Annotated in this window: 18 protein-coding genes and 1 pseudogene; 4 read left to right on the top strand and 15 right to left on the bottom strand. The window is 69.7% G+C overall.

Going from position 1 to position 19,426, the window contains the following annotated elements; genetic code table 11:
- Window positions 1–68 precede the first annotated feature (68 nt).
- Genes LWC33_RS23780 through LWC33_RS23760 form a run of 5 tightly spaced genes read right to left on the bottom strand, consistent with a single transcriptional unit; the run spans window position 69 to window position 3,613 of the window.
- Complete coding sequence (locus tag LWC33_RS23780) at window positions 69–917, bottom strand: ABC transporter ATP-binding protein (protein ID WP_233306670.1); 849 nt, start codon at window positions 915–917, stop codon at window positions 69–71.
- Between the two features lie 25 nt (window positions 918–942).
- Entirely contained in the window at window positions 943–1,803 is an 861-nt protein-coding gene (locus LWC33_RS23775) for an ABC transporter permease (protein WP_233306669.1), read from the bottom strand.
- Between the two features lie 13 nt (window positions 1,804–1,816).
- Window positions 1,817–2,686, bottom strand: coding sequence for an MlaE family ABC transporter permease (locus tag LWC33_RS23770; RefSeq protein ID WP_233306668.1), 870 nt, complete (start codon window positions 2,684–2,686; stop codon window positions 1,817–1,819).
- 7 nt (window positions 2,687–2,693) lie between these two features.
- Window positions 2,694–3,116 carry a hypothetical protein gene (locus LWC33_RS23765; protein WP_233306667.1) on the bottom strand — a complete coding sequence of 141 codons (423 nt, stop codon included), beginning with the start codon at window positions 3,114–3,116 and terminating at the stop codon, window positions 2,694–2,696.
- A complete protein-coding gene (locus tag LWC33_RS23760; RefSeq protein WP_233306666.1) occupies window positions 3,113–3,613 on the bottom strand; it encodes a hypothetical protein in 501 nt (166 codons plus the stop codon). Before LWC33_RS23760 ends, LWC33_RS23765 begins: the two co-directional genes overlap by 4 nt.
- Window positions 3,614–3,857: 244 nt before the next feature.
- Between LWC33_RS23760 and LWC33_RS23755 the strand changes: the two genes are divergently transcribed.
- The 3 genes from LWC33_RS23755 to LWC33_RS23745 all read left to right on the top strand — a co-directional run bounded on the left by LWC33_RS23755 (window position 3,858) and on the right by LWC33_RS23745 (window position 7,699).
- Window positions 3,858–4,781, top strand: a complete 924-nt coding sequence (locus LWC33_RS23755; RefSeq protein WP_233306665.1) for an ATP-binding cassette domain-containing protein — start codon at window positions 3,858–3,860, stop codon at window positions 4,779–4,781.
- Window positions 4,782–5,144: 363 nt separating this feature from the next.
- Window positions 5,145–5,858, top strand: coding sequence for a FadR/GntR family transcriptional regulator (locus LWC33_RS23750; protein ID WP_233306664.1), 714 nt, complete (start codon window positions 5,145–5,147; stop codon window positions 5,856–5,858).
- Window positions 5,859–6,049: 191 nt separating this feature from the next.
- Window positions 6,050–7,699, top strand: coding sequence for an AMP-binding protein (locus tag LWC33_RS23745; RefSeq protein ID WP_233306663.1), 1,650 nt, complete (start codon window positions 6,050–6,052; stop codon window positions 7,697–7,699).
- A 240-nt stretch (window positions 7,700–7,939) separates the two neighbouring features.
- On the opposite strand, the gene LWC33_RS23740 is transcribed toward LWC33_RS23745, so the two are convergent.
- From LWC33_RS23740 to LWC33_RS23715, 6 genes are all read right to left on the bottom strand, one after another.
- Entirely contained in the window at window positions 7,940–8,116 is a 177-nt protein-coding gene (locus LWC33_RS23740) for a hypothetical protein (RefSeq protein WP_233306662.1), read from the bottom strand.
- Between the two features lie 87 nt (window positions 8,117–8,203).
- Window positions 8,204–9,787: a fatty acyl-CoA synthetase gene (locus LWC33_RS23735; RefSeq protein WP_233306661.1), complete on the bottom strand. Its 1,584-nt coding sequence runs from the start codon at window positions 9,785–9,787 to the stop codon at window positions 8,204–8,206.
- A gap of 25 nt (window positions 9,788–9,812) precedes the next feature.
- On the bottom strand, window positions 9,813–10,196 hold the full coding sequence (locus LWC33_RS23730; RefSeq protein WP_233306660.1) for an FmdB family zinc ribbon protein: 384 nt from the start codon (window positions 10,194–10,196) through the stop codon (window positions 9,813–9,815).
- On the bottom strand, window positions 10,196–10,972 hold the full coding sequence (locus LWC33_RS23725) for an N-acyl homoserine lactonase family protein (RefSeq protein WP_233306659.1): 777 nt from the start codon (window positions 10,970–10,972) through the stop codon (window positions 10,196–10,198). Before LWC33_RS23725 ends, LWC33_RS23730 begins: the two co-directional genes overlap by 1 nt.
- Window positions 10,969–12,594: a flavin-containing monooxygenase gene (locus LWC33_RS23720; protein WP_233306658.1), complete on the bottom strand. Its 1,626-nt coding sequence runs from the start codon at window positions 12,592–12,594 to the stop codon at window positions 10,969–10,971. The genes LWC33_RS23725 and LWC33_RS23720 overlap by 4 nt, the downstream gene beginning before the upstream one ends.
- Before the next feature lie 52 nt (window positions 12,595–12,646).
- Complete coding sequence (locus LWC33_RS23715) at window positions 12,647–13,477, bottom strand: mycofactocin-coupled SDR family oxidoreductase (protein ID WP_233306657.1); 831 nt, start codon at window positions 13,475–13,477, stop codon at window positions 12,647–12,649.
- A gap of 201 nt (window positions 13,478–13,678) precedes the next feature.
- Here LWC33_RS23715 and LWC33_RS23710 point away from each other — a divergent pair, with 201 nt between their 5' ends.
- The gene (locus tag LWC33_RS23710; protein WP_233306656.1) at window positions 13,679–15,442 is read left to right on the top strand and encodes a sigma-54-dependent Fis family transcriptional regulator; all 1,764 of its coding nucleotides are present in this window, start codon (window positions 13,679–13,681) and stop codon (window positions 15,440–15,442) included.
- Window positions 15,443–15,548: 106 nt separating this feature from the next.
- On the opposite strand, the gene LWC33_RS23705 is transcribed toward LWC33_RS23710, so the two are convergent.
- The 4 genes and pseudogenes from LWC33_RS23705 to LWC33_RS23690 all read right to left on the bottom strand — a co-directional run bounded on the left by LWC33_RS23705 (window position 15,549) and on the right by LWC33_RS23690 (window position 19,415).
- Window positions 15,549–15,701, bottom strand: a complete 153-nt coding sequence (locus LWC33_RS23705; RefSeq protein WP_233306655.1) for a hypothetical protein — start codon at window positions 15,699–15,701, stop codon at window positions 15,549–15,551.
- 29 nt (window positions 15,702–15,730) lie between these two features.
- Window positions 15,731–16,690, bottom strand: coding sequence for a hypothetical protein (locus LWC33_RS23700; protein ID WP_233306654.1), 960 nt, complete (start codon window positions 16,688–16,690; stop codon window positions 15,731–15,733).
- A gap of 198 nt (window positions 16,691–16,888) precedes the next feature.
- Window positions 16,889–18,502: a YfjI family protein gene (locus tag LWC33_RS23695; protein ID WP_233306653.1), complete on the bottom strand. Its 1,614-nt coding sequence runs from the start codon at window positions 18,500–18,502 to the stop codon at window positions 16,889–16,891.
- Window positions 18,499–19,415: pseudogene (locus tag LWC33_RS23690) on the bottom strand (bifunctional DNA primase/polymerase). Before LWC33_RS23690 ends, LWC33_RS23695 begins: the two are co-directional and overlap by 4 nt.
- Window positions 19,416–19,426: the final 11 nt, after the last annotated feature.

Here is a 19,426-nt window from a genome sequence, read left to right as displayed (position 1 = left end):
ACGCCGAAGAGCCGACGCGCTACGGGGCGCGCCGGCTCTTCGATCGATTCTTCGTCTTCGCTCGAAGGTCAGTCCATCCCGAGCGGTCCGGCCGAGTCGCCGGCCAGGAACTGGCGCACGAAAGGATCGGGCGAGTTGAACGCCTCCTCCGCTTCTCCGTAGTGCACGACCTTGCCCTTCCAGATCAGGCCGACATAGTCACTGACCTTGCGGGCGGTCCGGATGTCGTGCGTGACCAGCAGATACGTCCCGCCGTGCTCGGCGTGCATCTGCAGGATCAGGTCGTTGAGCAGACTCGTCCGGACCGGGTCGAGGCCCGAGTCCGGCTCGTCGAAGAACACGATGTCGGGATTCAGAACCATCGCCCGGGCGAAACCCGCACGCTTCCGCATCCCGCCCGACACCTCGTTCGGGAACTTGTGCAGGGAGCGCTCCAGGCCAACCTCGGTGCACCGCGCCATCACAATTTCGCGGATTTCCTCCTCCGATTTGTCGGTGTGCTTCCGGAGGGGAAAGGCGGTGTTGTCGAAGATGTTCATGGACCCGAAGAGCGCGCCGTCCTGGAACAGCACGCCCATCCGCTTGCGGATGTCGTAGCGCTCGTCCTCGGAAAGCTTCCAGATGTCCTGACCGAAGACCATCACCTCGCCGGCGTCGGGCTCGAGCAGCCCGACGAGGTGCTTGATCAGAACGCTCTTGCCCGTGCCCGACGGGCCGAGCACGGTGGTGATGGCGTCGTCGGCGAACTGCAGATCCAGGCCTTGCAGAACCTTGAAGGACCCGAACGTCTTGTGCACGCCGCGGACCTCCATGGTGTGCGGCTTGGCGTTCCCGGCCGGCTCGCCGACCGGCGCGATCCGTGGGATCACGGTGGTGGGCGCCTCGTCGCGGCCGTCGTAGGCGGGTTGGGCGGTCATGCTGGTGTCCTCCTGTGCCTCGGTGTCAGTTCGCGATCGGCGCGTTCGGGTTCAGACCCCAGAACAGCTGCGTGCCCAGGACCCCGAGGATGTGGATGAGCACCATGTTGATCATCATCGACTTCGCCGTGTTGCGACCCACCCCCACCGGCCCGCCGCTGGCGTTGAAGCCGAAGTAGCACCCGACGAACACGATCGTCGTCCCGAAGGACATGACCTTGACCAGCGAGTACAGGAAATCGAGCGGGTTCTGATACAGCCAGAAGATGTAGAGATAACCGCCGGGCGAGACCCCGCCGAGCTGCACGACCGTGACCAGGTACATGGTCACGTACATGATCCCGAGCCCGACCGTGTAGAGGAAAGGGATCGCCAGCCAGGCGGCGATCACCCGGGTGCCGACCAGGAAGCTGCGGGACTTGATCCCCATGACCTCCATGGCGTCGATCTCGTCCGAGATCCGCATGGAGCCGAGCTCGGCGACGAGCCCGCAGCCCACTTTCGCAGCGAAGATGTAGCCCCACATGTAGGGCGCCATCTCGCGGATCGAGCAGTACGCGTTGAAGATGCCGGAGTACAGCGGGGCGCCGATCTGCTTCAGGGTGTAGCTCGCCTCGAGGCCGCAGACGGTGCCCATCACGCCCTGCATGACCCAGATGATCAGGCCGCTGGACAGGACGAGGATTCCGGCCTGGTGCAGCACCTCGCTGCTGTAGTGCCGCACGTCGCGGAAGCCGCGAACCGTGTTGGCGGAGAAGCGGAAGATCTCGCCGGCGGTTGCGAGGCCGTCGCGCAACTGGGTGCTCAGCGGCGGCTTGGGCGGGGCGGTCGGCACCCCGGGCGCGGTCGTCGCGCCCGGATCTGGGTTGGGCTCGGTGATGGTCATGGTCTCCCCCCGGTCACCGGTAGACCTGGATCTCGGGGTAGAGCCCGAGCAGGATGGTCGTGAAGACGAAGTTGAAGCTCCAGATCGCGGCGAACGAGATCACCACGGCCTGGTTGACGGCCTTGCCGACGCCGATCGGCCCGCCCTGGGCCCGGAAGCCCTTGTAGCAGCAGACGACCCCGATGATCAGTCCGAACAGCGTCGTCTTCAGGACGCTGCCCCACAGGTCGATCGTGGTGGCGTTGGAGAAGAAGTTCTGCTGGAAGGCCGCCGAGCCCGCGTCGAGCTGCATCGCGGCGATGTAGCCGCCGAGCACGCCGAAAGTCAGCGCGACGAGGTCCATCAGCCCGGTCATGATCGTCACGGCGATGACCCGCGGCAGGATCAGCGCGCGTACCGGGTCGATGCCCAGTACCTCCATCGCGTCGATCTCCTCGCGGATCCGTCGAGCGCCCAGGTCGGCGGTCATGGAGGTACCGACGACGCCGGCGACGACCATCGCGTTGATCCACGGGGCGAACTCGCGGACGCTCGCCATCACGAAGAAGGAGCCGAGGCGCTCCGGGATACCGAACAGGATGAACAAATTGCCGGCCTGTAGGCCGGGGGCACCGAAGCCAAAGGCGACGCAGGCCACGGCCATCGGGAACCAGCACAGTTTGAGGACCTCGAAGAGTTGGTCCCGGACATCGCCCCAGTAGCCGCGCGGATGGCGGACCGCGCTGTAGACGATCGTCGCGAGCAGTTCGGCCATCTCGCCCGCCTGCTGCAGCGGGCCCCGGATGCCGCGCCCCGCCGAGCGCAGCCGACCACCCACGCTCCGGCGCGGGATGCCGACGGCTCCCGGCGTGGGTGCGGCCGTGGTGTCGGTGGAGGTAGTCATCGGGCTCCTAGGTTGTGTTCGGCCGGGTCCGGGCGTGGGCACGCACTGCGGAGCGGCCGCGCAGGTGGCCCACCAGCCCGCCGACGACGACGGCGGTGACCGTCGTCCCCGCGGCCTGGGCCACGTCGAGGCCCTGGTTCGCGTACACGACCAGGGGCAGGACGAACAGGTAGGCGAGTACAGCGCAGACCGCGCCCTGGCGGGACGGCGCGGTCGCCGTGCCGATGCGCCGGCCGGCGACACCGAACGCCGCCACGGCGACCACGATCAACCAGACGGCGCCGAGCACGGGTGTGAGCACACCCACCAGCGGCTGTACGAGGCCGCCGACCACCAGCACGCTCAGGCCCGAGGAGGCGCCACGGGCCGCCTCGGCCCAGTCGAGGCCGGCGACGAGCGGCGCGGAGGCCGCCTGGCGGTTCCGGCTCATCCGAGGTACCGGTGAACGCGCGGTGCGAGCAACAGCACGCTCGCGACGACCAGTACCGCCATCGCGACGAGCACCTCCCAGGCGCCGGCGAGCGCGAGCGCGACGACAGCACCGACACCGAGGCCCATCAGGACGTAGCGGGTCCAGCCCTGCCCGATCCCCAGGAGGGCGCCAAGCACGAGGATCGCGAGACCGAGACCGACCCAGAGGATCCCGGGCCCGTGCTGCGCGGTACCGGCCACCGTGTCCGAGCCGAGCGTGCCGACGATCTTGTCGACCTGCTCCGGATCGGCGGAGCTGCTCGTGATGCCCGTACCCGCGCCGATCAGCACCGCGCCGAGAACCAACCACAGCACAGCAGCCACTCCGACCTGCCACGGGTAGGTGGCGGACGTCCGCGTCTGCCGCGGGCGATGGTGGGCCCCGCGGCCGCGCTCGGAGCGCATTCCGTGGTCCCGCCGCAACGGGTCGATCGTCACGGGGCGCTGTACCTCCATCAGGCGACACGTCCTCGGGTCGTGGGTCGGGCCGCGACCGCCGGTGGAACGGCCGCGGCCCGGGCTCGACGGTGGATCACTCGTCGTGCAGCGAGCATGACCCGCTGTGTTCGGCGCCACCTCATCCCTCGGGGGAAGGTGCCCCCTCCCTTCGGAGAAGTGGCCGGGCGTAGACCGTCCGGACCAGCTATGCCTGACCCGGAAGGCCGTCCTGCGGCAGTCATGATTCCCGGCGGGAGGCGCCATGCCCGGATCCGTAGGCCCCGCCGTCGAACTGGCCGGGGTGACGACCGTCCGCGACGACGCGGTGGTCCTGCTCGATCTCTGCCTCCGGGTGCGGCCCGGTGAGGTCACCGTGCTGATCGGCCCCTCGGGAGCAGGAAAGACCACGCTCGTCCGGCACGTCGTCGGGCTGTTGCGGCCCGACACGGGAACCGTCAGGTTCGGCGGGACGGACGTATGGGCTGCAGCCCCGGACGAGCTCCGGCGGATCCGCCACGGACTGGGTGTGATGCTCGGGGGCGCGACGCTCTACGACACCTCGCTCTTCGCTTCGATGACCGCTGCGGACAACGTCCGGGCAGGGCTGGCCGAGCGGGGGGTCGACGCGGAGACCCGCGACCGCCGCTGTGCGCGCCTGCTCCAGGACCTCGACCTGCTGCCGTGGACCACGGCCCTGCCTGCCGACATGCCCGCTCATGCGCGGCGCCGGCTCGCGCTCGCACGAGCGCTCGCCGCCGAGGCGCCACTGCTGGTTCTCGACGACGTCGAGGCCGCGGAGGAGGACGGTCGCGACGCGGTGGCCGCAGCGGTCCACGCCTACCGGGAACGCACGGGCGCGACGATCCTCGTCACCACGCACGATCTCACCCTCGCCCGCGAGCTCGGCGGGACCCTCGCGGTGCTCTGGCACGGCCGGATCGTCGGCGAGGGACCCGCCCACGCCCTCCTGCACGGGATCGACGACGCGCACACCCTCGAGGCACGATTCGGGACCGGCGATGTACAGGGCCCGCCCACCCTCGAGCAGGCCCGACGCGCGATCGGCGCCGCCCGGTCGGGACCCCGGCGGATCGAGTTCGACCAGCGGACCGTGTTCGTCGTCCTGGCGGCGTTGATCGCTGTCGCTGCCCTCGGCGCCCTCTACCTCGCCGGTCCGCCCGGCTGACGCCCGCGGGAGTCAGGTGCGGCACCGGCAGTGCCAGGCGACCCCGAAGGGGGTAGGGGAACACTCCCCCGGGATGACGCTCACGCACCACACACGCACGTAACGTGACCGTCGGTCGTCGCCACCCCCGACAGGCACGACCTCGAGGCAGCGTCGCTGGGTTGGCGCCGCCGGGGCCGGGCTGACGCTCCGACCGGCTCCACGGCTCGGGCGCGGGTGCACCTCCCAGTCCCACCCGCGCCCGGGCACGTCGACGACCGCCTGCCCGGTACACCGCGCGGGTTCCGGTACGCTCCGAGGATCAGCACGGACGGAGACCGGATGGTGTCGGGCGGAGGACGATCGGCGATCCGGTTGTCGCCGATGGAGGTGCCCAAGGCCTCCGATGTGCTCGCCAACGAGCTGCGCGAGCGGATCCTGTCCGGCGAGTACCCCGAGGGCACGCCCCTGCCCCCCGAGCGCGAGCTCGTCACCCAGACCCACATGAGCCGTACGACCGTGCGCGAGGCACTCCGGATCCTCGAGGTCCAGGGGCTGATCCGGATCAAGGCCGGGCGCGCGGGCGGGGCTTTCGTCCAGCAGCCCGGCGAGGAGTCGGTCGCCGACTCGTTGGAGCTGCTGATTCGCGGACGCCGCATCCGGCTGACTTCGATCCACGAGACCCGCGAGGCGGTGGAGCCCTTCTGCGCCCGCCTGGCGGCCCTGCACCGTAGCGAGTCCGACCTTCGCCGGCTCGACGAGGCCAACGAAGCCATCGGCGAGGGCGGGCTCGAGGAGTTCCTGCAGGCCAACGTCGACTGGCACGTTGCCGTCGCCACCGCCAGTCACAACGAGATCCTGACCGGCGTCATGATTGCTCTCTCCCGCGCGATCTACACCGCGACGAACACCGAGGGCTTCGTGACCGACGAGGTCCGTTCCATCGCACAGCGGGCCCATCGGTCCGTCACACGGGCGATCCGCGAGCGCGACGCCGAGGCCGCCCAGCGGCGCATGGCCCGGCACATCCACCACCACGCCAAGGCGGCGCTCGAGGTGGAGAACCGGACCGACATCACGGTCACCGACGGAAGCTGACGCAGACCCGGCCTCCTCGAGGGCCGGAGATCGCCGGTGGCACGATCGTCGGCGATTTTGGACTGACCATTGATAAGAGCGACCGAATCTCGCTAGGGTTGCCGTGAATCGGCGTCCGCGCCGGGTTCGCCGCCGGCGCGCCCGGCCGCGTTCGACGCCGCATCGGACGGTCGCGACGAAGCGGAGATCCCATGGTTACTGCCGAGCCCCAGATTCTGACGGTCGGCGACAGGTACGACGCCGAGGCGATTCGGCTCTATCGGGAGAAGGGATGGTGGCAGGACGGCTCGGCGGCCGCGCTGCTTGAGCGCTGGGCGGAGGCCACCCCGGCCAAGCGCTTCGTCTCCGACGGCGTGTGCGAACTCGACTACGCAACGGTCAGGGACCGCGCCCGAGGCCTCGGCGCGGCGCTGCTGCGTCGAGGCGTACGCCGAGGCGACCGGGTCGCCGTCCAGCTGCCCAACTGGTCGGAGTTCGTCGTCTCGTATCTGGCCCTGGCCCGGATCGGCGCGGTCCTGATTCCGATCATGACCGTCTACCGGCACACCGAGATCGGGCATGTGCTCCGCAACTCGGGCGCCGTCGCAGCGATCACGACCGGCACGTTCCGCGGGTTCGACCACGCAGCGATGTTCCGCGACCTGCGTGCGGACAACCCGTCCCTCTCGACCATCGTGGTCGTGCGCAGCGAGCCCGAGGAGGGCGAGTTGTCCTTCGAGGCAGCCTGCGCCACAGAGACCGACGACGCGGAGTTGGGCGAATATCCGGACGCCGACGCCCCACACGTGGTCGTCTACACCTCCGGCACCGAGTCGACCGCCAAGGGCTGTGTGCACACCTGGAACACGCTCGACTTCTCCGCCCGCGGTCTCGCCCGCGACGTGTTCCAGCTACGCCCGGACGACGTCATGTTCATGCCGTCCCCGGTCGCACACGCAACAGGGCTGATGGTCGGTGTCCTCGTTCCGCTGGCGGTGGGTGCCGAGACGCATCTTCTCGACATCTGGGAGCCCACCGAGGGTTTACGCCGCATCGAGCACTACCGCTGTACCGCCACGGCCACCGCCACGCCTTTCGTCCGGATGGCGCTCGACGCCCAGCGGAGCGCCCAGCGGGATCTGTCGTCGATGCGCTTCTGGCTCTGCGCCGGCGCTCCCATCCCCGAAGCTCTGGCGATCGAGTTCGACGAGGCCTTCGACGGGGGCGTCCTGATGCCGCTCTACGGCTGCTCCGAGCTCATGGCGGTGACGTGTTGCCATCCTGGTGACCCGCTTGAGCGCCGTGCGGGATCGGACGGGTCCCCCGCGCTCGAGGGCGTCGAGATCCTGCTGCTCGGACCGGATGGCGAGGAGGTTCCGTCCGGGGAGGAGGGTGAGATCTGCTACCGGGGGCCCGGAGCGATCCTGGGCTACTGGCGCGATCCCGAGCGCACCGCCGCCACCATCGACGCGGACGGCCGGCACCACACGGGTGACCTCGGCCGGATGGACGCCAACGGTTACATGCGGGTCTCGGGCAGGTTGAAGGACATCGTCATCCGGGGTGGGACCAACCTCAGCGCCGCCGAGATCGAGGGGTACGTGCTCGCGCACCCGCAGGTGGCCCAGGTCGCCGTCGTGGCCTACCCGGACGAGCGGCTGGGTGAGAAGGCCTGCGCGGTCGTCGTCCCGGCCCCGGGGTCGACGCTCACCCTCACGGACATCACGACGTTCCTGAAGGAGCGCAACATCTCGATGCAGAAGCTGCCGGAGAAGCTCGTGCTGGTCGACGAACTGCCGATGACCGCGACCGGCAAGGTCCAGAAGTTCCTGCTTCGGGACCTGGCCCGCGAAGTGGGCTGAGTGCTCCGGCGCTCGGTCGTCGGGCGAGGCGTCTCGCCCGACGACCGAGCACTCAACCAGAGGGACGACGGGAACACCGAGCTTCGGCGACACCCTCGTCGCTGTGCGAACGCCCTACGAGCCACTCGACTCGAGCAGCTCAGACCGCCCGGCCCGCCACGACGGCGAGGCCTCGCCGGAACTCTGCCCACACATCGAGATAGCCGTCGCGGTCCGGATCATCGACTGCGTTCCACTCGCTCAGGCAGATCCGCCTCCAGGCGTCCGCCAGCCGCCCATGTAGCGACCGAACCGTGCGTCGACAGCAACCGTCACGTCGATCGCCGCAAGCAACCGTGGATGAAGCTGGCCCAGGTCCTCGATGACGGCCGCGTCGTGAAGAGGATCGTCATACTCGTTGACGACGGCGGCGTCCACGCAAATACTGTTTCGATTCTGCAATGATCCTCCGAGATACTGCGTTGCTCGCGCGAACCCGGCGTGAAGCTCGGCGCCTGGGACGGGTCAGCCCGCAGGCCCGTAGAGCCCTCCGTAGGTGCCGCGGAGCTCGCGTTTGAGGATCTTCCCGCTTGGGTTCTTGGGGAGCTCGGCCACGACGGCGATGTGCTTGGGGGTCTTGAACCCGGCGAGCCGCTGCCGGGTGTGCTCGACGATCTCCTCGGGAGTCGCGGCCGCGCCGTCGCGCAGCACCACCGCGGCGGCGACGGCTTCGATCCACTCCGGGTGCGCCACGCCGAACACGGCGACCTCGCTTACCGCGGGGTGTTCGTAGATGGCGTCCTCGACCTCGCGGCTCGCCACGTTCTCGCCGCCGGTGATGATCAGGTCCTTCTTGCGATCGACGATCGTCAGGTAGCCGTCAGCGTCCATGACGCCGAGGTCACCGCTGTGGAACCAGCCGTTCCGGAACGCCTCGGCCGTCACGTCCGGCTTGCCCCAGTACCCGCGCATGACGTGCGGGCTGCGGTGCACGATCTCGCCCACCTTGCCGACGGCGACGGGGCGGTCGTCCTCGTCGTGCAACCGCGTCTCGACGTTGAGGCAGGCCCGACCGGCCGATCCGGCCTTGGCGATCTGCTCCTCCGGTGCCAGCACGGTGGCGTTCGGCGCGAGCTCGGTCTGGCCGTAGTAGTTGAACAGCCGGATGCCGGGAAGCCGCTCGCCGAGCTCGGCCAGCACCGACACGGGCATGGTCGCCGCGCCGTAGTAGCCCTTGGCGAGCGACGACAGGTCGTACCGGTCGAACTCGGGCGAGCGCAGCAGCCGGATCCAGACCGTCGGCGGACAGAACATCTTGGTGATCCGCTCCGCCTCGACCGTGCGCAGGATCGTCCCCGGGTCCGGGGAGTCGACGATCACGCTGGTCGCGCCGAGGTAGACGTCCGGGGTGAGGAAGTCGTGCAGCGCCGCGCAGTGGTAGAGCGGCAGGGCGTGCAGCTCGACGTCGTCGCGGTGGTACTCACCGTCGACGATGTCGCTGACGTACTGGGCGATCAGGTTCCGGTTGGTCATGATCGCGCCTTTGGGGGCCGAGGTCGTGCCGCTGGTGTAGAGCAGCTGGACCGGGTCGTCGTCGCCGACCTCGACGTCCGGCTCCGAGGCGTCGTCGTGGGCGAGCAACTCCGCGCACCGGACCCAGCCGGGGCGGTCGCCGACCACGACCCGCAGGTCGAGGGGGACGCCTGCGGCCTCGATCCGGTCGGCCAACGCCTCCTCGGCGATCACTGCGGTCGACGTGCTGTCCTCGAGGACGTAGCGCACCTCGCTCGCGGTGAGGTTGAAGTTCACCGGGACCGAGATGGCTCCGATCCGGGCCAGGGCGAAGTAGGCGACGACGAAGGCGTAGGAGTTGCGGGAGAGGATGGCGACCCGGTCGTCGCGCCGGACCCCGCGTCCGACCAGCGCATTGCCGACCCGGTTCGCGTCGGAGTCCAGCTGCGCGAACGTGCGCCGGGTGTCGGCCTGGACGACCGCGGTCTTGTCCCCGACCTTGACTGCGGTGCGGGCGAGCAGCGTGCCGAGGTTCTGGCGCCGCGCCCGGGCGAGGTCCGCGGTGTACGGCGGCAGGTGCTTGTCGAGGTCGTCCACGCGACGCCCTTTCCGTTCTTCGGTCTTACGCGGAGGCGGCGGGGCCGTCCGCGAACAACGTCTGCAGGGAACCCTTCGGGTCGAGCGTCCCTTCGGCGATCGCCCGGGTCTGGCGCTCCGACTCCCGGTCGATCGCCCGGTTGTCCCCTCGCGCCCGCGCGGCCAGCATGCGTGCCGCCGTGGGGACGAGGGTGCATGTGCCCGGGACGTCGGGGGTGCAGGCGTGGCCGGTGTCCTGCTGGGCGGGAGCCGGGCCGGGGCCGGCGCCGCGCAGCAGCGCACCGCCGAACCTGCGTCGGGCCGGCCCGGCGCAGGCGGGGCACTCCGCCTGCGCCGGCACCGGCGGGCTCACCCAGTGATCGCCATCCCGGCCGCAGTCCCGACATCGGTACTGCACCAGGACGGCCATCAGCCACTCACCTTGGTGATCTCTCGCAACCGGTTCCAGTCGTCGAAGTCGTGCTGGATGATGACCTCCGCCTCGTGGGCGTGCGCGATGTCCTTCAGCCGCCGGATCGAGTGGACCGAGTCCAGGGTGCTGTGGTCCGACGGCATGGGCAGCTCGGCCGTGAGCGCCTCCGACACGTGCACCGTGTCACCGGTCAGTAGCACGTGCCGGTCCTCCAGCCGGACCAGGGTGGACGTGTTGCCCGGCGTGTGGCCCGGCATCAGCAGAATCCGGATCGTGCCGTCCCCGAACAGGTCGAGGTCCGCGGTGAGCGGGCGCCAGTGGAACCCGCGGGCCGCTTCGAGGTCCGCAGAGCGGAAGAACACCGACGCCGCGGGCAACGGCCAGAAGGCGTACGACAGGTCCGGAGCCCCGATCAGGAACTGGGCGTTCGGGAACAGCGAGATGCCGCCGGTGTGGTCGAAGTGTGAGTGAGAGATGATCACGTGCGTCACATCGGACGCCGCGAACCCGAGCGCCTCGATCTGGCGGTCCACCCGCAGGTCCTCGGTGAAGTCGAGGCCGAGCATTGTCGCCAGCGGACCGTAGGTGCCCTCCGGGTCCTCCACCGCGGCGGGCGCCAGCCCGGTGTCGACCAGGACCAGACCGCGCGGGTGGCGGATCAGGTAGGTCGGGACCGGGATGGTGAGTGTCCCGCTGCCCCCGACGACCATCAGCCCTCGGTCGAGGGTGAACCTGCCGCCGTCGAGCGCCCAGAGCTGGACCGGAGTGCTCATGCCGTCACCGCCTCGGCGGTCTGCTTCAGGCCGAAGGCGGGGAACCCGGCCTCGGCCTCCTCGACGAGCTTCTGCCGGAAGGAGCCCAGGCCTGCCATGTAGAACATCAGTGCCTGGCGCTTGCCGGGGATGTTGGCCCCGAAGATCCAGGACTCGGCCCGGTCGAACAGCGTGTAGGACGCGATCTCCCTGCAGGTCGCGGTCCAGGCATCTTCGGTCTCCTGTGTGATCTCGACGACCGGGGCGCCCGCCGCCTCCGCCGCCTTGATCACGTCGAACACCATGTCGACCTGGACCTCGATGGCGGGCGGGATGTTCGAGAACGGCCCGTTCGGCCCGAGGATCATGAACATGTTCGGGAAGCCCGTGGTGGCGATCCCCAGGTAGCTCGTGGGCGCCTCCGCCCAGTGGTCCTGGATCCGCAGCCCGCCACGCCCGCGCAGGTCCATGCGGGTGTACTGGCCGTCGACGGTGTCGAACCCGGTGGCGAAGATCAGCAGGTCCAGCTCGTGCTCGACCCCGTCTTCGGTGAGCACCCCGCGCGGGGTGATCTCCTTGATCGGATTCTCCTTGATGCTGACCAGGGTGACGTTGTCCCGGTTGAAGGTCTCGTAGTAGTCCTTGTTGCACAGCGGACGCCGAGCGTAGAGCTCGGTCGGCTTGAGCTTGCGCGCCGTCTCCGGGTCCTCGACGATCTCGTCGATCTTCGAGCGGATGAAGTCCGCCGCCGCGTTGTTGGCCTCCTCGCTGGTCACGATGTCGGCGAAGGTGCCGAACATGAAGCGGAAGCCGTTGCCCTTGTCCCAGTTCTCCTGGAACACGCGGCGGCGCTCGTCGGCGGACACGCTCATCGTCGGGACGGTGCTCTCCTCGAACCCGAAGCCGACCGCCGAGCTCTTGACCTGCTCGAAGATGGCGTCGTAGTCGGCCCGCTTGGAGTCGACGTACTCCGGTGTCACCGGGCCGTTTCCGGAGGGGACGCTGAATTGCGCGGTGCGCTGGAACACCGTCAGGTGCTCGGCGGTATCCGGGGCGGCGCAAATGATCTGGCAGCCGGTCGAGCCGGTGCCGATCAAACCGACCTTCTTGCCGTCGACGGTCAGGCCTTCGGGCCATGCGCCGGTGTGGACCAGCGTACCCTCGAAGCTGTCGCGGCCGGGGATGTCGGGGAAGTTCTTGGCCGAGAGCAGGCCGAGGGCCGTGACGACGTAGCGGCCGGTGATCTGCTCGCCGCTGTCGGTCGTACAGGTCCAGATGCCACTGTCCTCGTCGTATACCGTCGAGTCGATCCGGGCGTTCAGCACAATGTCGCGGGCCAGGTCGTGCTTCTCGACCACGGCCTCGAGGTAGCGAAGGATATCCGGCTGGTTCAGGTAGTGCCTGTCCCAGTCCCACTCCTGCAACATCTCCTTGTCCCAGGAGTAGCGGTAGATGTAGCTCTCGGTGTCGGACATCGCGCCCGGGTAGCGGTTGTGGTACCAGGTGCCGCCGACACCGCCGGCGCTGTCGTACACCTTGACAGCGAGGCCGAGCTCGTTGCGGAGGCGGTGGAGCATGTAGATGCCGGCGAACCCGGCGCCGATGACGATCGCGTCGAGATCGGCCTTCTGGGTGGCGGTCACGGTGGACTCTCCTTCGTTGCAGAGTGGGGTCGGGGTGCGGTGAGACCGCGGTTCAGCGCTGGGTCCAGCCGGCGTCGACCGGCAGCTGGACGCCGGTGACGTAGCGGGCGTCGTCCGAGGCCAGGTAGAGCACCGCGTTGCTGACGTCGATGGCCTCGACCCACGGGATCGGCAGCTTGTTCAGCGTCGCGAACCCCGCCTTGGCGTCCTCGAGAGTCGGGTTCTCCAGGTCGGGCCGGAACGCCTGGTACAGCGTGGGGTTGTCGATCATCGGCGTGTGGACCGAGGTCGGGTGCACCGAGTTGACCCGGATGCTGTACTCCGCCAGCTCGTTTGCCATGGTCCGGGCCAGGCCGGTGACACCGTGCTTGGCCGCGCCGTAGTGCGCCATGCCGGCGAGCGGGCCCAGGCCCGCGATGGAGCTCGTCATGATGATGGAGCCGCCCCGGCCCTGGTCGATCAGCGTCGGGATCGCGGCCTTCGCCGCGTGCCAGACACCCTTGAGGTTGACGTCCAGGATGGTGTCCCACTGCTCGTCGGTGATCTCCCAACAGCGAGCCATGGTGAGGATCCCGGCGTTGGCGACCACGACGTCGATGCCACCGAACTCGGCCACGCCGTCCTGCACCGCCTGCGTGACCCCGGCGAAGTCCCGGGTGTCGACCTGACGGCTGAGGATACGGCGGTCGAGCGCCTCGACCTGGGCGACGGTCTCCTTCAGATCCTCCAAGGTGGCGCCGGCGTACTCGACGGTCTCGACGTCACCGCAGACGTCGATCGCAATGATGTCCGCGCCCTCCTCGGCCAGCCGGCGGGCGTGTGACCTGCCCTGCCCCCGGGCAGCCCCGGTAACGAGTGCGACCTTGCCCTCGACACGTCCCATCTGGCGCTCTCCTCGTCGTTGATGTTGCGCCCGGCTGTGGATGGCGACCATCGTGAGGTCGAACACAAGCTCAGCCCCGTAGCGATACGGGTCGATCGGCGAGGGGAGGTTGTGTCAGATTGACACGGTGCGGCACCGTGGCCTGACGCTACTTTCTGGGCCGTTTGCCCCTGGTCGCTGTTCCGGACGAAGGAGTCCGTGATGCCTCTCCACAACGTGGACACCGCGCTCGCGCGTAACCGCGACCGGTTCCTCATCAGCGGCAGGGAGCCCAACGGGGTCCGCGCGGACATCCTGCAGTCCTGGCGCCGGTCGGCGACGCTGTCCATCCAGCCCGATTCCTTCAGCCCGCTCTACCAGCCCGACGAGCTCAACCCAGACGGTCGACTGCTCCGCGCCGCCGAGCCGGTGCTGCGCCACCTCACGAGCAAATCCGGTGACCTGGGGCTCGGCTTCCTCGTGACCGACGACGAGGCCCGCATTCTGGCGCGCTGGACCGACTCCCCCGCGATGCTGCGCCTACTGGACAAGGTCTCCGCCGACCGGGGCCACGTCTTCTCCGAGGACATCATCGGCACCAACGGCCTCGGCACCGCCGTCGAGCTCGGCCGGGTCGTGCGGGTGGACGGACGCGAACACTACGCCGACATCCTCGGCGAGTTCACCTGCGTCGGCGTGCCCATCCGGGACCCGCTCGCCCGGCGGATGATCGGCGTCCTCGACATCACCTGCGCGGCCGACCACGACAACAAGCTCATCACCCTGCTCGCCACGCAGACTGCGGAGAAGATCGAGCAGAGCATGTACGAACAGCAGAGCCCACGCGAGCAGGCCCTCCTGCGCCACTTCCTCGCCGCCCGCCGGACGACCGGCGGCGTCGTCGTGGTGAGCGAGCGGCTGATGCTCGCCGACCCGCGCGCAGGACGCCTGCTCGAAGGTTTTGATCAGCCACTGTTGTGGGAACGCGCCAGCCGAGCGCTCGCCGCCTCTCGGCCAGTCGAGGAGGAGCTCGAGACCGCCGAGGGACGCACCCTCGCCACCACGATGACCGCCATCAACGAAGGCGGCGAGGTCCTCGGCGTGATCCTCCAGATCCGACCGCGCGGACGTGAGCGACCGCAGCGCAGGCGGCCCGCCGAGGCTGCCGACGAGCACCGCCCCGGTCTGGTCGGCGAGAGCGCAGGTCTCCGCGCGGCCTTCCGGGCCTGCCGGGATGCCTCCGAGCACAGCGTCGTCCTGATCAGCGGCGAGCAGGGGGTCGGGAAGTCGGCGCTGGCCCGGTCGGTCCACCTGGCCGGGCCCGCGCGGGAGCTTCACATCTGCGACTGCGACGTCGAGACCGACGGGCTGCTCGCCTGGTACGACGCGCTGCGGACGACTCTCGCCGGCGACCCCGGCACACTGCTGATCCCCCACGTCGACCTCTTGCCCGAGTCCGAGCGCAAGCCGGTCGGCGGGCTGCTCCGGATCGCATCGGGTCGTGGCTGGCGGATCTTGATGACCGCCGCGCTCGGCGGGCCCCGGTCCGCGCGCACAATCGCCGACCAGATGAACGCCGTCGAGGTCGTCCTGACCCCGCTGCGCGACCGTATTGAGGACGTCCCCCCGCTGGCCGAACTGTTCGCGGCGCCCCGCAAGCTCACCCCGGAGGTCACGCAGCTGCTGATTCGGCTGCTCTGGCCCGGCAACGTCCGTGAGCTGGAGACGACCATCGCGCGGATCATGAGCGCGGGGTTGTCGCAGGCACCCATCAGGCTCACCGACATCCCGCCCGAACTCGCGGCGAACGCCTCCCGGCGTGCCCTCACCCGGTTCGAGCGCGCGGAGATCAGCGCGCTGCTCAACGCGCTCGCCGACTGCGACGGCAACAAGACTGAGGCCGCGAAGCTCGCGGGCGTCTCGCGCTCGACCTTCTACCGCAAGCTGCGCGCGGGCGGCATCGACCTGGAGAACACCGCCTTCTGAACCCGACGTCGGCGGCGGGGGCCGTGACCTGCCATCCGGTCGCCAGTTCCGGGGGCTGTTTGTCGGGCGACGGTCCGCCAGCCTGCGGACCCTCGCCGGTTCCCGATCAGGCTGTGGCCGACTGCAACGCCGATTTCGGCGAGGCGGCCCGCCGTCGACTGCTGCGGATCAGCAGCACCCCGCAGAGCCCGCCCAGCAGCAGGACTACATTGACGATCAACCCGAGCGGGACCGGGTCCACCGCGCTGGCGAGGAGCATGGCGAGGAACGGCGAGAACCCGGAAGTCGTTATGTCCCACCGTGCCGAGCAAATCCGCGCCCCACCGTCAAGGCCTTGTCGACGCCGTCGGTGAGCACCGACACTTTGACGCCGTAGATCCTGCCATTCTCGATTCGCACCGCGACCGCCTTGTCCTCGGCAAGGATAATCGAGAACATCGGGCCGAGGTCTCCTCTCGCGCAGTCGTGGATCGGTTGTCCATGTCGCCGAACACGATCGGCATCCACGAACCAGCCATGGCGGGCGGCAGCCGCCGGTGGCGAGCGTGGCGCCCTCGGACTTGCCCTTCTCGACGTAGCCCCGAGCACGCGAGTTCGCCGGCGCTCGGCACCCAGCGCGCCCATCTGTGACGGGATCTGATCGCAAGTGTAGTACCGGAACACGGCGGGCTGACCGCCCTGCTGCCCATGGCGATCGGCAGGCCGCGCTCCCGGGCGATGGCCCTGGATCGCCGCACCGGCCGTCTCTCTGCGGTCCTGCGCGTCTCCCCTGTCGGCCTCGTCCTCGCCGACAACGATCAGATGGACCGCTGGGTGGCCGGCTGAGCCACGGTCCTCGCCGACCTCGGGTATCAGCGCCTCGTCACGCATCTCCCGGTTACCCTCGACACCGCGCCGACCGGCGGAACAACGACCCGCGACCTCCTCACGGCCGCGCTCGATCCGGATGCTCCTGCTCTGGCCCGGCGCGTCCTGGAGGAGCTGGTCGCAGCCAATCCGGAGGCCACGGCCGAGATCAACGCCCGCGTCACTGTCACCCTGGACCCGCAGCATGCGTCGGCCCGCCCTGGCGACCTCGTCGAGGCGGATGGGGCGCCTCGAGGGCAACGTCGGCATCGTCACCGGATCAGCTCGCGGTGGGCCGCAGCCGCCGCGCGTCTGTTCGCCGCCGAGGGCGCCGCGGTCCTCCTGACCGAAGTGCTGGAGGATCTCGGCGAGAGGGCGCATCAGGCGCCATGCCGCCAGCATTGTGTTGCACGCTCGGGTGGCGAGACCCGATCGACGTTGTCCGATGTCGGCAGGCCCCTGATTCCGGTCCGCAACCGATGCGCGATGAGAGTTGGTGCCCCGCCCGCCTCGTGCCGCAGGCCGAGCCCGAAGGTGGCCCTCGTCTGTCGACGGGCTCTGGGACCATCCGCAGAATCCGCAGAATCCGCAGAACTACCGCTACGGCTGCTTACGATCACGTTGTGCGGATTCTGCGGATTTCGCGGACGCGGGGTGCACCTCCCAGCGTGGCGATGACGGCCGGCCGACCCCGCTCGAGGCCGACGTCTCGGCGAGGCGGAGGAAGCCGTGGTCGGCCAGGGCACGTAGGGCGGGGTCGAGATCGGCGACCTTACGGAAGCGCAGTCGGGACAGGGCTGAGAAGGCCTCGCGCCGGGTGAAGCTCGTCCGGCCGGTCCGCAGCATCCATTCCAGGACGTGACGGGCATCGTCGACCACTGGGTCGACGCCCATCTGATCGAAGACGGCAAGGGCGTGCGCGAGGAAGTATTGGCCGAGGCGGGATGCGGCGTCCACGTGGCGTGCGGGAACAGGCTGTGTCCAGGCGGTGGGCAGGGTGTCGGCGAGGTGGAGCAGGCCAGCGGTGCGAGCGGTGGCACCGGTGAGTTTGGAGGCCCAGTCGGTGATGTGGGCCAGCTCGGCGTGCGGGGCCAGCTTCGGCTCGAGGGTGCGTTCGAGGTCGAGGACACGGTGATTGGCTTCGTCGTCGAGGCGTAGCCGCAGCGGTTCGGGCTGATCGGCGAGATTGACGACGAGCCGGGACAGGCGGCTGGTGTATGTGCGGTCGACGGGGGCCGGGACGGCGGGGGCGCCGACGCGGCGGCGGCCGACGGTGTTCTCCGGTAACGAGTAGAGGATCCGGGCGAGAAGGCCGCGGCCGCGGAAGCCGGGCATGCGGGCGATGTCGGAGAGGACCTCGGGCTGCAGCGCCAGGCCGAGGGTGAGTGCGGGCTTGGCGACGTGTTCGGCGGGGCGGCCCTTGCGATCGACACGCAGCAGGTCGCCGGCATGGCCCTTGAGGAAGACCTCGAGGGAGGGGACGCCTCCGGAGTAGCGGCCGGCCAGGGTGGAGAAGATCCCGCCCTCCGCGGACAGCACCGCCAGTCGGCCGCCTTGTTCGGCGAGCAGGGAGGCGGCGGCTTCGGTGGTGACATCGTCGGAGATCAACCGCGGCAGGGGTGGCACCGCGATCTCCCCAGCCGTGATCGCGGCGTCTTGAGCGGAGGCGAGGGCTTCTTCGCGGGTGAGGCGGTCGCGGGCTTGGGTCGCGTCCTTGGCGCGGCGCTCGGCCTCCGTCTGGGCGACCTTCTTGGCCAGCTCGGCCTCGATGATCTGCGGCTTCGCCTGCTCGGCCAGTGTCTGCTCGGCCTCCAACAGCGGGGCGGTCATGGCGGCGAAGACTGCGCTCTTGCGCGAGCCCGGTGGCATCGCGACCACGGTGTAGAGGTTCAGCGGCTCCCGCCAGCCGGGTCGGACCTCGAGCTCGGCGCGACCGCCCGCCGCGGTCGAGAGGGCAGCGAGAGCGAGGCAGCCGGGCAGGTCGAGCGGGGTCTGGGTGAACTCGGCGACCGCGAGCACCATGTCCGCCACCCATGATGGAAGGGCGTCAACCGGGAACGGCGGGACCAGCCGTCGCGGGGTGAGCGGCGTGGGATCGGCGTCCCAGCCTTGCGGCTCAGGCTGGTCCTCGCCGTGCAGGACGGCGAGGCGTCGGTCGGCGTCGAGGCCGGCGAGGATGTCGTGGGCGGTGGTCCGGCGGGACCGCGAGCTCACCTCGAACCTCCCGTCAATGGCAGTTGTCGTGGGGTGCGCGCTCCTGCGGTCAGGCCCGAGCGGATCGTGGCGTGTGCTTCAGCCGGTGGGAGGCCGATCACGGCGGAGGCCTCGGCGAGGGCTGCAGTGGCGAGCCCTTCGGTGAGCAGGCCGGCGCCGACGAGTTGGCCGAGGGCGAAGGCTGCGCGATTGAGGGTGTCGTTGCGCTGGTGACTACCCGGGTGCGCGGCGAGGACGTTGTCCAGCTCGCCGCGCAGGGCTGTGGCGGCGTAGCGGGAGCGGCGGCCGACCACGTCGAGCAGCGGGGTGAAGTCCTGCTGCGTGGGGGCAGGTGCGCTTCGCGGTGTGGTGTCGTCGCGGAGACGATTGGTGATCCAGGCTGGCAGCGACACCACCGAGTCGGCGTGGTTGCTGCGGTAGCGGCGATCACGGACGATCGACCCTGCGCCGACGACATAGCCGCCGGCAGCGCGGATGTCGATCAGCCAGCCCAGTCGTCCGGCCGAGTTCCGAATCTGGCTCTCGTCGGGCGCGGTGAAATAGAGGTGCTCGCCGCCGAGGCGGTCTGCACGGCGTACGTCTCGAACGGGGCCGCCTGGCCGTTCTGCTCGGCGAGGGCCGCCAGGACGTCGGCGCCGTCCTGGATCCCAGGCCGGTCCCACTCCGGAGGTCGTTCGGCGCCGTGTTCCGGCGTGTCCAGATCGACGACCACCAGCCTCGACGGTCCACAGGCGATTCCAATGTTGAAGCGCGTCGACCCGGCCCAAGCACGACGGATTCGCTCAGGATTCCTGGTCGCGCGGGCCTCCCAGTCCCGGATCGCCGGGCGCTTGTCCCCGGGGCGGAGGGGGAACACTCGCCAGCCTCGAGCAGCGTGGGCGAGCGCGGATTGCAGCAGATCAGAGCCCACCATGGCGCCCTCCC

It is taken from the genome of Pseudonocardia terrae (assembly GCF_021343995.1).
In the GTDB taxonomy this organism is placed as follows: domain Bacteria; phylum Actinomycetota; class Actinomycetes; order Mycobacteriales; family Pseudonocardiaceae; genus Pseudonocardia; species Pseudonocardia terrae.
This window is presented reverse-complemented; position numbering and strand designations above follow the sequence as displayed.

Coding starts and splice junctions, on each gene's coding strand:
- LWC33_RS23780 (WP_233306670.1), bottom strand. CDS start 917: ATGACCGCCCAACCCGCCTACGACGGCCGCGACGAGGCGCCCACCACC.
- LWC33_RS23775 (WP_233306669.1), bottom strand. CDS start 1,803: ATGACCATCACCGAGCCCAACCCAGATCCGGGCGCGACGACCGCGCCC.
- LWC33_RS23770 (WP_233306668.1), bottom strand. CDS start 2,686: ATGACTACCTCCACCGACACCACGGCCGCACCCACGCCGGGAGCCGTC.
- LWC33_RS23765 (WP_233306667.1), bottom strand. CDS start 3,116: ATGAGCCGGAACCGCCAGGCGGCCTCCGCGCCGCTCGTCGCCGGCCTC.
- LWC33_RS23760 (WP_233306666.1), bottom strand. CDS start 3,613: ATGGAGGTACAGCGCCCCGTGACGATCGACCCGTTGCGGCGGGACCAC.
- LWC33_RS23755 (WP_233306665.1), top strand. CDS start 3,858: ATGCCCGGATCCGTAGGCCCCGCCGTCGAACTGGCCGGGGTGACGACC.
- LWC33_RS23750 (WP_233306664.1), top strand. CDS start 5,145: ATGGAGGTGCCCAAGGCCTCCGATGTGCTCGCCAACGAGCTGCGCGAG.
- LWC33_RS23745 (WP_233306663.1), top strand. CDS start 6,050: ATGGTTACTGCCGAGCCCCAGATTCTGACGGTCGGCGACAGGTACGAC.
- LWC33_RS23730 (WP_233306660.1), bottom strand. CDS start 10,196: ATGGCCGTCCTGGTGCAGTACCGATGTCGGGACTGCGGCCGGGATGGC.
- LWC33_RS23725 (WP_233306659.1), bottom strand. CDS start 10,972: ATGAGCACTCCGGTCCAGCTCTGGGCGCTCGACGGCGGCAGGTTCACC.
- LWC33_RS23715 (WP_233306657.1), bottom strand. CDS start 13,477: ATGGGACGTGTCGAGGGCAAGGTCGCACTCGTTACCGGGGCTGCCCGG.
- LWC33_RS23710 (WP_233306656.1), top strand. CDS start 13,679: ATGCCTCTCCACAACGTGGACACCGCGCTCGCGCGTAACCGCGACCGG.
- LWC33_RS23705 (WP_233306655.1), bottom strand. CDS start 15,701: ATGCTCCTCGCCAGCGCGGTGGACCCGGTCCCGCTCGGGTTGATCGTC.
- LWC33_RS23700 (WP_233306654.1), bottom strand. CDS start 16,690: ATGCTGGCGGCATGGCGCCTGATGCGCCCTCTCGCCGAGATCCTCCAG.